At 59.7% G+C, this 10,424-nt stretch carries 12 protein-coding genes; 9 read left to right on the forward strand and 3 right to left on the reverse strand.

Annotation, left to right across the window (positions count from 1 at the left end):
• Positions 1 to 68: 68 nt before the first annotated feature.
• Both cueR and MKI83_RS15775 read right to left on the reverse strand, forming a co-directional pair.
• Entirely contained in the window at positions 69 to 461 is a 393-nt protein-coding gene (gene cueR, locus MKI83_RS15770; RefSeq protein WP_241588207.1) for a Cu(I)-responsive transcriptional regulator, read from the reverse strand.
• A complete protein-coding gene (locus MKI83_RS15775) occupies positions 458 to 2,842 on the reverse strand; it encodes a heavy metal translocating P-type ATPase (RefSeq protein ID WP_241588209.1) in 2,385 nt (794 codons plus the stop codon). Before MKI83_RS15775 ends, cueR begins: the two co-directional genes overlap by 4 nt.
• A gap of 134 nt (positions 2,843 to 2,976) precedes the next feature.
• Here MKI83_RS15775 and MKI83_RS15780 point away from each other — a divergent pair, with 134 nt between their 5' ends.
• The gene (locus MKI83_RS15780) at positions 2,977 to 3,168 is read left to right on the forward strand and encodes a heavy-metal-associated domain-containing protein (protein WP_241588211.1); all 192 of its coding nucleotides are present in this window, start codon (positions 2,977 to 2,979) and stop codon (positions 3,166 to 3,168) included.
• A 75-nt stretch (positions 3,169 to 3,243) separates the two neighbouring features.
• Here MKI83_RS15780 and MKI83_RS15785 read toward each other — a convergent pair whose 3' ends face one another.
• Entirely contained in the window at positions 3,244 to 3,468 is a 225-nt protein-coding gene (locus MKI83_RS15785; RefSeq protein ID WP_241588213.1) for a YgdI/YgdR family lipoprotein, read from the reverse strand.
• Positions 3,469 to 3,632: 164 nt separating this feature from the next.
• Between MKI83_RS15785 and moaB the strand changes: the two genes are divergently transcribed.
• The 8 genes from moaB to mobA all read left to right on the forward strand — a co-directional run bounded on the left by moaB (position 3,633) and on the right by mobA (position 10,234).
• Entirely contained in the window at positions 3,633 to 4,199 is a 567-nt protein-coding gene (gene moaB / locus MKI83_RS15790) for a molybdenum cofactor biosynthesis protein B (protein WP_241588215.1), read from the forward strand.
• Positions 4,196 to 5,431, forward strand: a complete 1,236-nt coding sequence (locus tag MKI83_RS15795) for a molybdopterin molybdotransferase MoeA (protein WP_241588217.1) — start codon at positions 4,196 to 4,198, stop codon at positions 5,429 to 5,431. Before moaB ends, MKI83_RS15795 begins: the two co-directional genes overlap by 4 nt.
• A complete protein-coding gene (locus MKI83_RS15800) occupies positions 5,432 to 6,136 on the forward strand; it encodes a pseudouridine synthase (protein WP_241588219.1) in 705 nt (234 codons plus the stop codon).
• Between the two features lie 126 nt (positions 6,137 to 6,262).
• The gene (gene moaA / locus MKI83_RS15805; RefSeq protein WP_245399803.1) at positions 6,263 to 7,291 is read left to right on the forward strand and encodes a GTP 3',8-cyclase MoaA; all 1,029 of its coding nucleotides are present in this window, start codon (positions 6,263 to 6,265) and stop codon (positions 7,289 to 7,291) included.
• Positions 7,292 to 7,384: 93 nt separating this feature from the next.
• On the forward strand, positions 7,385 to 8,029 hold the full coding sequence (gene modA, locus MKI83_RS15810) for a molybdate ABC transporter substrate-binding protein (protein WP_241588238.1): 645 nt from the start codon (positions 7,385 to 7,387) through the stop codon (positions 8,027 to 8,029).
• Positions 8,016 to 8,675, forward strand: coding sequence for a molybdate ABC transporter permease subunit (gene modB / locus MKI83_RS15815; RefSeq protein ID WP_241588221.1), 660 nt, complete (start codon positions 8,016 to 8,018; stop codon positions 8,673 to 8,675). Before modA ends, modB begins: the two co-directional genes overlap by 14 nt.
• Positions 8,662 to 9,684, forward strand: coding sequence for a molybdenum ABC transporter ATP-binding protein (locus tag MKI83_RS15820; protein ID WP_241588222.1), 1,023 nt, complete (start codon positions 8,662 to 8,664; stop codon positions 9,682 to 9,684). Before modB ends, MKI83_RS15820 begins: the two co-directional genes overlap by 14 nt.
• Positions 9,677 to 10,234: a molybdenum cofactor guanylyltransferase MobA gene (gene mobA, locus MKI83_RS15825; RefSeq protein ID WP_241588223.1), complete on the forward strand. Its 558-nt coding sequence runs from the start codon at positions 9,677 to 9,679 to the stop codon at positions 10,232 to 10,234. Before MKI83_RS15820 ends, mobA begins: the two co-directional genes overlap by 8 nt.
• Positions 10,235 to 10,424: the final 190 nt, after the last annotated feature.

Raw genomic sequence — 10,424 nt, forward strand, 5'->3', positions numbered from 1 at the left:
GTTCTCATTGTTATTGCTGCAGGGTTCGAATTGCAGTCTAGCTTGCTGTAGTCAGCGCGGCGCTGCAATCACGGTGTTTCAGCTAAGGCGTCCAAAATCGGGCAGTCGGGGCGCTCGTCGCCGTGGCAGCAGCGGGTCAGTTCTTGCAGGCTGCTTTTGAGCTGCTGCAGCTCGGCAATGCGCCGCTCCAGTTCGCCGATATGCGCTTGGGCAAGTTTTTTTACTTCGGCGCTGGCGCGGTCTTTGTCTTGCCACAGGGCGAGCAAGCGGGCGACTTCTTCCAAGCTAAAGCCTAATTCGCGCGCGCGATGGATAAAGCGCAAACGGCGCAGGTCGTTATCGTTGTAGTGGCGATAGCCGTTATCGCTGCGTAGGGCGGCAGGCAGCAGGCCGTAGTTTTCATAGTAACGAATCATTTTGCGCGACAGGCCCGACTGCGCGGCGGCTTGGCCAATGTTCATACGCTTTGCTCCTCTAAGTGTGGCTGCCAGCGCTTTAGCAGCAGGGCGTTGCCGACCACACACAAGCTGCTCGCCGCCATTGCGGCACCGGCCAGCATGGGGTTGAGCATGCCGAAGGCGGCCAGTGGTAAGCCGATCAGGTTGTAGATAAACGCCCAAAACAGGTTTTGTTGGATTTTGCGATAGGTGCGCCGTGCGATATCCAAGGCTGCGGGCACCAGTTGCGGGTCGTTGCGCATCAGGGTGATGCCGGCGGTTTGCATGGCCACGTCGCTGCCATCGCCCATGGCAATGCTAACGTCGGCGGTGGCCAGCGCAGGGGCATCGTTGATGCCGTCACCGACCATGGCGACATGGTGGCCTTGCTCACGCAGTTGCTGGATCAGGGTGGCTTTTTCCGCAGGCAACACATTGGCATGCCAGTGGCTAATGCCCAGCGCCGCACTGAGCGCGGCCACGCTGCCTGGGTTGTCGCCGCTGATCAGCACTTGCTCGATACCTTGTGCCTGCAAGTGTTGCAGCGCCGGTTGTGCGCCGGCTTTGCGCTGGTCGCCAAAGCGCAGCAGGGCTAAAGCTTGCTCGGCGCCAAGATCGACCAGCCACGCCAAGGTATGCCCCTGGGCTTGCGCAGTCTCGGCCAGCGCTTGCAGCTCTGGGTTGTTGGCGATGGCGGCCGGTAGCACGCGGGCATTGCCGAGCACTAGATCTCGTCCGTTGACTTGGCCACGCACGCCGCGCCCAGGTAAGGCTTCAATGGTTTGCCCAAGCAAGGGCGTTAGTGCTTGCGCTTGGGCAGCTTGCAAGACCGCTTGAGCCAGCGGGTGTTCGCTGCCTTGCTGCAGGCTGGCGGCTAATTGCAGGGCTTCGTGCTCGCTCGTGGCTAAGGCGCTGAGGCTAACAAGGTGCGGTTTACCTTGCGTCAGGGTGCCGGTCTTGTCGAAGGCCACACAATCCACACGCTGGGCGCTTTCTAAAATGCTGGCATCGCGAATCAAGATGCCATGGCGTGCGGCACTGCCGGTGCCGACCATGATCGCCGCCGGTGTGGCCAGCCCCAAGGCACAAGGGCAGGCGATCACCAGCACGCTGACGGCATTGATCAGGGCGACTTCAAGGCTGGCGCCGGCGATTAACCAGCCGCCTAAGGTGATCAGCGCAAGCACTAAGACCGCAGGCACAAACACCGCACTGATTTTGTCGACCAGCTTTTGCACCGGCGCCTTGGCCGCTTGTGCCTGTTCGACCATCTGGATGATGCGCGCTAATAAGGTATCGCCGCCCAAAGCGGTCACTGAGAGGTGCAGCAAGCCTTCACCGTTGATACTGCCGGCGCTCAATGGATCGCCTGGCTTGCGCGCTATCGGTAAGGGCTCGCCGGTGAGCATGGCTTCATTAATATGGCTGCTGCCCTGCACGATGCGGCCGTCGACCGGCACGCTGGCGCCAGGCTTGATCAGTAAAGTGTCGCCCAGTTGCACCGCACTTAAGGCGATGCGCTCGCTGTGCCCGTCGGCATTCAGCCGCTCGGCATGATCAGGGCGTAAAGCTTGTAGGGCCAAAATGGCCGCGCGGGTGCTGTGTTTGGCGCGGGCTTCGAAAAATTTTCCGAGCAGCACGAGGGTGATTACGACGCTACTGGCCTCAAAATACAACAGCGGCATGCCATCGCTGCTGGCCCAGTGGTACAGCGATAAACCGTATGCCGCCGAGGTGCCCAGCGCCACGAGCAAGTCCATGTTGCCGCTACGGGCTTTCAACGCTCCCCACGCCGCGCGGTAGAAGCGCCAACCGCCGATAAACTGCACAGGGGTCGCGAGTAACCATTGCAGCCATGCCGGCAGCATCCAGTGTCCGCCGCCCAGCTCAAGGAACATTGGCAGCACCAACGGCAGCGTGAGGATGGCGCAGCCCAGTAGCAACCCGCTCTCGCGCCAGTGGTTGTCGGCTTGCGGGCTTGCGGTGTTGACGTCCTCCAGCACGTGCGCAGGGTAGCCGGCACGGGTCAGCGCTTGCAGTAGCGGTTCTAACGGCTGATCGGCTAATAGCTGCACGTGGGCTTGATTGCTGGCCAGATTCACCTCAGCGCTGATCACATAGGGCAAGCTCAGCAGCTGCTTTTCAATCCGCGCCACACAACTGGCGCAGCTCATCTGGCTAATGCTCAGGCGGACTCGCTGGCTGGGCACGTGATAACCACTGCGGTGCACGGCGTCGATCAAGGCGTGGAGCGGCACCGGTTGGTCGAGGGTGATTTGCGCCTGCGCGCTCACGGCATTGACGCTCACGCTCTGCACATTCGTGACGGTGCTCAGGGCTTTTTCTACACGTGCGGCGCAACTGGCGCAGGTCATGCCGCTGATGGGCAGTTGTAGGCTTTGCATGGTGATACCCCTTAAGCACTGTTGGGTTATCTTCAACCTTAACCTTGCGGCAAGGTCAAGCATCAAGCTGCGCAAAGAATGCGAGATTAGCTAGGCTTGAAGGCAGGTAACTTGTTAATGCGGTGGGAGGCCACATGCATCAGTTCAGTGTGAAAGGGATGACCTGTGCCCATTGTGTCAGCGCCATTAAGGCGGCGATTCAGACGCAAGATGCGGAAGCCAAAGTGCAGGTCGATCTGGATGCCGGTGAGGTGCAGGTCGAGAGCATGCTCAGTGAAGCCGTCTTAAAAGCCTTGGTGACCGAGGCAGGCTATGTGGTCGAGTAACGCTGCGGGTGCTTGAACGAGGCGCGCCCCTGCCAAAATTTAGGCAGGGGCGGCAAGGGGCTTGGTGCTGTTAGCTTAGTCGCCGCACTGCATCACTTGATTGACTTGCTCGGCACGCACTTGGCCCTCGCGGCCTTCGCTGTCTTCGTATTTGTACACACCGGCATCGGCGTCAAGTTTGGGCTTGCCTTGGGTCATGATGGCGGTACCGTCTTTGGTGGTCATCACGTAGGGCGAGCTACAGCCGACTAAGACAGTGCTGGCAGCGATGAGGGCGGTCAGGGCGAGTAGAGGGCGCATTATTCAAGCTTCCATGTTGGTTTTGGGTTGCTTGAACCTTAGTTCTCCTTGCGGAGGATCGTCAATCAAAGGCCTGTAAAGCTCGCAAACATTGACCTGTAGCATGGGAATGAGCAGCATGCGCGGCATACTGCGTGCAAAGCAGAACCCTGTTGGAGATCACTATGAGTCGTGGCAGCAAAACCTTTGTTCCGTTGCGTATTGCCGTGTTAACGGTCAGCGATACCCGCGATTTCCCGGAGGACACCTCGGGGCAGCTGTTGGTCGATAAGCTGCAAGAAGCTGGGCACACACTGGCTGACCGTGCCTTGGTGCGCGATGACGTGTATCAGATTCGTGCCGTGGTATCGCAGTGGATTGCCGATCCCTCGGTGCAGGCAGTTTTGATCACCGGCGGCACGGGGTTTACCTCGCGCGACAGTACGCCGGAGTCGATCACGCCGCTGCTGGACAAGCATGTTGAGGGATTTGGCGAGCTGTTCCGCCAGGTGTCGTATGAAGAAATCGGCACCTCGACCATGCAATCCCGCGCGCTGGCCGGCTTGGCTAACTTCACCTTTATCTGTTGTGTGCCGGGTTCGACCAATGCATGCCGCACGGCGTGGACGCGTTTGATTGCTGATCAGTTGGATGCGCGCCACGGCCCGTGCAACTTTGTCGGCTTGCTCACGCAAAAGCCGCAGGCCGATCAAGGCGTGCGCCGTTTGGATAACTGCGGGCCGCGTGGATGAGTGATGACTGCTGTGCCCGTGGGCACTTAACGCCCGTTGAGCAAGCCTTGGCGCAACTGCGCGAGCGAGCGCAAGGGGCGGCGGCACAACGCGCCGTGGTGCAGGTGCCGTTGTTGGCCGCGTTAAACCGTGTGCTGGCGCAGGATGTGTATGCCGACATCGATGTACCGCAAGCCGATAACAGCGCGATGGATGGTTATGCCGTGCGCGCCGCCGATTGTCAGGTCGCGCAGGCATTGCCTGTTAGTCAGCGCGTTGCCGCCGGCTATGTGGCCGAGCCCTTGCAGGCTGGCACCTGTGCACGCATTTTTACCGGCGCGGAAATTCCCCCCGGTGCCGATGCGGTGGTGATGCAGGAAGATGCCGAACTGCAAGCCGATGGCACGGTGCTTTTGCCGGCGACCAAGGCGGGCAGCAATGTGCGTCCGCGTGGGCAAGATATCCAAACCGGAGCGCTGTTGTTGGCCCAAGGTCGACGGCTGCGGCATGCCGATTTGGGGCTGCTGGCCTCGGTCGGCGTCGCGCACGTCGCGGTGTATGCGCCGTTGCGGGTGGCGATTGTCTCCAGTGGCGATGAGCTGCTTGAGCCGGGCGCCACGCTCACGCCGGGCAAGCTGTTTAATAGCAATCGTTACACGCTGCAGGGCGTGCTGGCGGGGTTTGATTTTGAGCTCATTGATGGCGGCATTCTGCCGGATGACCATGCGCTTAGCGTGCGTCGATTAGGTGAGCTCGCTGCGCAAGCCGATGTGCTGATTTCTAGCGGTGGCGTGTCAGTGGGTGAGGAAGATCACCTCAAGGCCGCGCTGCAAGAACAAGGCGAGTTGCTGCTGTGGAAGTTAGCGATTAAGCCTGGCAAGCCGCTGGCCTTTGGTCAGTTGGGACAGGCTGCCTATTTAGGCTTGCCCGGTAATCCGGTGGCGGTGTTGGTCACGGCGTTGGTCGCGGGCGTACCGTTTTTGCGCTGGTTGGAAGGCGAGGCCTATCACCTGCCGGTGCCGCAGTATTTGCCGACTGATCGTGCGGGCAAAGCCGGTAAGCGCCGTGAATACCTGCGCGTGCAGTGCGTCTTAGAGGATGGCCAAGCACGCTTGCAGTCATTCGCCAATCAAAGCTCGGGCGTGCTCAGCTCGGTCAGTTGGGCGCATGGTCTGGCGTGGCAAGAGGTCGGCCAAGAGGTGGCTGTCGGTGACCGGCTGCCCTTTATCAGTTTTGCGCAATGGCTGGCGTGAGTGCGTCTTGATCGCTTGTTAGCTAATCGTCCGCACTGCAGTCGTCAGCAGGCTCAGCGCTTGCTGTTGGCGGGCGCGGTATCGGTGGATGGCCAAGTGCAGCGCGACGGCACCGTTGAAATCAGCCGCTTTGCTCATGTACAGGTAGGCGATGATTGTGTGCAGCCAGGGCGAGCGGCGCGCTACCTGATGCTGCACAAGCCCGCCGGCTGCGTCAGTGCAACGCAAGATCCTGAGCACCGCACAGTGTTGGATTATCTGCCGGCAGAGTGGCGCGATGAACTACACATTGCCGGGCGCTTGGACTTGGCCAGTACAGGGTTGCTGCTGCTGACCAGTGATGGGTTATGGTCGCGGCGTATTACCCTGCCGGAGAAAACCGGCGCGCCGCGCTTTGCCAAGGTGTATCGCGTGCGTACCGAACAGCCGATAGCCGCCGAGACTGCACAAGTGTTTGCGCGTGGCATTTACTTCGCTTATGAAGGGCTGACCACACAACCGGCGCAGTTAGACTGTTTGTCTGCGCATGAGGCGCGCTTAACCTTGTGCGAAGGGCGCTACCATCAGGTTAAGCGCATGTTTGGTCATTTACGCAACAAGGTCTTGGCCTTGCACCGCGAGCAAATGGGCAGCATCGTGCTTGATCCTGTGCTGGCGCCGGGGCAATGGCGTGAGCTGACCGCGGCGGAGATTGCTAGCGTCTAAGCTTTGACTTGGCGCAAGAGCTGTCCTCAGCAGTGCGTTACAGTGCCAGCGTCTGCCTTGTGTTAGCGCCTGTGGTGCGCGCTAGGGCGGACGAGACGCCGCCGGTGCGGTATGGTGAACACATCAATGATCTCAGCCAGTGATCGAGGAGCAGTCGTGCGCGACCCCGTCCTACAAGACAGCTTTGCGCGTCAGGTCGAATACCTGCGCATCTCAGTGACCGATCGCTGTGATTTTCGCTGTGTGTACTGCATGGCTGAAGACATGCAGTTTTTACCGCGCCAACAAGTCTTAACCCTCGAAGAAATTGAAACCCTCGCGCGGACGTTTGTCAGTCTGGGGGTAAAAAAGATCCGCCTCACCGGTGGCGAACCGTTGGTGCGTCGTGGCGTGGTTGAGTTGTGCGGCCGCATTGCTGCGCTGCCGGGGTTGCGTGAGCTGGTGATGACCACCAATGGCTCGCAACTAACGCGGTACGCCAAACCCTTGGTGGATGCGGGCGTCAAGCGCTTGAATATCAGCCTAGATAGCTTGAAGGCGGACAAGTTTCGCCAGATCACCCGAACTGGCGACTTGTCCCAAGTGCTTCAAGGTATCGATGCGGCGCGCGCAGCCGGCTTTGCCAGAATCAAGCTCAATGCCGTGGTCATGAAAGGCCGCAACGATGAAGAAGTGCTGGACTTGGTCGACTACGCCGTCGAAAAGGGCATCGACATCAGCTTTATCGAAGAAATGCCCTTAGGTGCGATTGCTGAACACAGCCGCGCCGAGGCGTTCTGCTCCAGTGCCGAAGTACGCGAGATGATCGCGACCAAGTACAGCTTGGTGGAATCAGCGGAATCCACCCATGGCCCCTCACGTTACTGGCGTATTCAGGGCGCGGACGACTCGCGCATTGGCTTTATCTCGCCGCATAGCCATAACTTTTGCGCCACCTGCAATCGCGTGCGCTTAACCGCAGAAGGGCGGTTGCTCTTGTGTTTAGGTAACGAGCACTCGGCGGACTTAAAAGCGGTGCTGCGCCGTCATCCCGGTGATGAAGCGCGCCTGCGTGAAGCGATTGAACAGGCCATGCAGCGCAAGCCGTGGTCGCATGACTTTCGCGTCAGTGATGACGTGCAAGTGGTGCGCTTTATGAATATGACCGGAGGCTAAGGCTTGCGCTTGGCTCGCTCGCGTCGGTTTGCACGGGTTGTACTGCTTGTTACGTGTGGCGTGCTCTTGGTCGGCAGAGTGGCTTTGGCTGAGGTGCCGTTGCGTGTGGCGGTCGCAGCCAATTTCGTCGCCACGGCGGAGCAACTGCGCGAGGCTTTTGGACACGAGCTGCTCACGGTGCATCCGGGGGCTACCGGCCAGCTGTATGCGCAGATTCGCCAAGGCGCACCGTATGACTTCTTTTTAAGTGCTGATAGCGTCACGGCTGAACGTCTGGCTGACGAAGGCTTGGCCGTCGTCCCGCCGCAAGTGTATGCCGTCGGCCGTCTGGCGTTATGGTCGCCAGGGCACAAGGCACCAGAACTCAGCCATTTGCCTACTCGCTTGGTGCAGGCCGATCCCAAGCTGGCGCCCTACGGCGCGGCTGCTGAGCAGTGTGTAAAAAAGCTGGCGCCTGCCTGGCAAGGGCAGTGGTTAAAAGGCACATCGGTGAGTCAGGCGCATCAAATGTTAGCCAGCGGCGCGGCGTCCGCTGGGTTTGTGGCGTGGTCACAGGTGCTGCATGCGCCTCGCGAGCAGTGGCGGCTGCTACCTGTCAGTTGTCACGCACGGTTAGCGCAAAAGGCGGTGTGGTTAAAGCGCGGCGCGCAGCATCCCCAAGCGCAAGCGTTTTGGCAGTTTTTATCCTCATCTAAGGCGCGCAAGTTAATCGCTAAGGCGGGTTATGTTGCACCCTGATGATTGGCAAGCGCTGTGGTTGACGCTGCAGTTAGCGGTTATCAGTACGCTGATCTTGCTGGTGCTTGGTGCGCCGTTGGCTTGGTGGCTGGCGCAAAGGCAAACGCGTCTGCGTGCGCTCGTGCAAACCTTGGTGGCGTTGCCCTTGGTACTGCCGCCCACCGTGTTGGGGTTCTACTTATTGTTATTGCTGGCACCCAGTGGCCCGCTGGTGGCGCTGGGTTTGCCCATGTTGGCCTTCAGCTTTAGTGGTTTGGTGCTGGCCTCGGTGTTGTATTCGCTGCCCTTTGTGGTGCAGCCGCTTACCGCCGCGTTTCGCGGGCTTGATCGTGATTGGCTAGAGTTGGCGCAAACCCTCCGCGCGAATCGCTGGCAGTGCTGGCGCGAAATTATCTTCCCCCTCACGCGTCCGGCCTTCATTACGGCGGCTGTCTTGGCGTTTGCCCATACCTTGGGCGAATTTGGCGTAGTGCTGATGATCGGCGGCAGCATCCCTGGCGAAACGGAAGTCTTGTCCGTGGCGTTGTTCCGCCATGTAGAAAGTCTGGACTACGCCCGTGCGCACCAGTTGGCAGGGGTGCTGCTTGTGTTAAGCGTGCTGGCTCTATTTGTTGCCTACCGAGGAGATCGCCGTGTTGCACTGTGATTTCGCCGTGCGGCGCGGCAACTTTGCGCTGCAGTTTAAGGCGGCAATCGCGCCGGGGATTACCGCGCTGTGGGGTGAAAGCGGTGCTGGTAAGACCACGGCTTTGCGGGTGTTGGCGGGGCTGGAGTCTGCCGAGGGGGCTGTCACTGTAACGGGCGCGAAGCCTGTTGTGGGCTACGCCCCGCAAGGTGCGCGACTGTTCCCGCATTTAAATGTGCTGGATAACTTACGGTTTGGCGCCAAGCGCGTGCCTGCGGCACAACAGTGGTGCGATGAAAACGAGATTATCGCCGCGTTGGGCTTGGGTGATTGGCTCACGCGTAAGCCGCATGAGCTTTCTGGCGGGCAACAGCAGCGGGTGGCTCTAGGGCGTGCACTACTTAATCACAGTAAGGTGTTATTGCTGGATGAGCCCTTTTCGGCGCTCGATAACACCACCCGGCAACAGCTGGGAGCTTGGTTAAAAGGGTGGGTGCAGCGCCATGCGGTGACCTGTGTCCTCGTCAGCCATGCTCGCGATGAAGTACTGCAGTTGGCTGATGAAGTGATTTGGTTGGCAGACGGCATCGTGCAACAACAAACCTGCGCGCTCACCATGGCCGCCAACTGGCGTGGGCCGTTTGCCGATCATCAAGCCTGCGCGGTACTGCCGGCACAGATTGATCACCAGCGCGTTGAGTGCGGCTTAGTGGCCGCGCAGTGCGCAGGGGCTGAACTATGGCTGGCGGCTGATGCACAACACCGTGAACGGGTAAGACTATTGATTCACGCGCGGGACGTGGCCTTGAGTCGTGACCGGCTGTCGCAGGCCTCTATTCAGAACGCCATGCCTGTGGAAGTGGATGAGTGGCGCACGCTGGATTCCAGTAGTGTGCTGCTGCGTTTACGGGCGGGCGAGCATGTCTTATGGGCGCAGATCACCGAGCGAGCCTTGCGCCAACTGCAGCTGCAGGCGGGTGATAAGTTGTTCGCGTTGATCAAAGCCGTTGCGATGGTGCGCAATGATTAAACCCTACACAGCAGCCGTGCTGGCAGGTGGACGTGCGCAACGTATGGGCGGCGTTGATAAAGGCTTAGTCAACTGGCAGGGGCGGCCTCTGGTCAGTCATGTGCGTGACGCGCTGGGTGAGCCGGCAGCTTACTTAGTCAGCGCCAATCGTAATCATGAACGTTATCGTGAGCTCGGTTGGCAGGTGGTTGCTGATCCGCAGGTTGAGGGTGTTGAGCCGTTTGCTGGGCCATTGCTTGGCTTATTGGCATTAATGCGCGTCACGACAACCCCGTGGCTGCTGTTGAGTCCTTGTGATACGCCCGCATTGCCAAGCGATTATGCCGCGCGCATGCAGGGTCATGGCGAGCACATGGTGTGTGCTCGTGATGCTGAGCGCATTCATCCTTTACACCTTTGGCTGCCAACGACACTGGCGGACTCGCTAGAGGTGTACTTGCGCGCTGGCGAGCGGCGGGTCATGGCGTGGGTGCTGGCACAGCAACCGCATTGGGTAGATTTCGCTGACTGCCCCGGCAGCTTAGCGAACATCAATACATTGCCGACTTGACTTAGCCGACCTAGCTTGGCCAAACAGACCGACGGCCTTGTGTCCGCCTATTAAAGACCTAGACTGAACATTCTTAAACAAAACAGTTGACGGCAAAACTGCTGGGCCTATACTGCGCCCCTCTTCGCAGCGAGCGGCAAGTGATTGAATCTCTTGCGGTTTTAGCGAAGTGGGGTGGCGATAGGACGCT

This window comes from Atopomonas sediminilitoris, assembly GCF_022601735.1.
Lineage (GTDB): Bacteria > Pseudomonadota > Gammaproteobacteria > Pseudomonadales > Pseudomonadaceae > Atopomonas > Atopomonas sediminilitoris.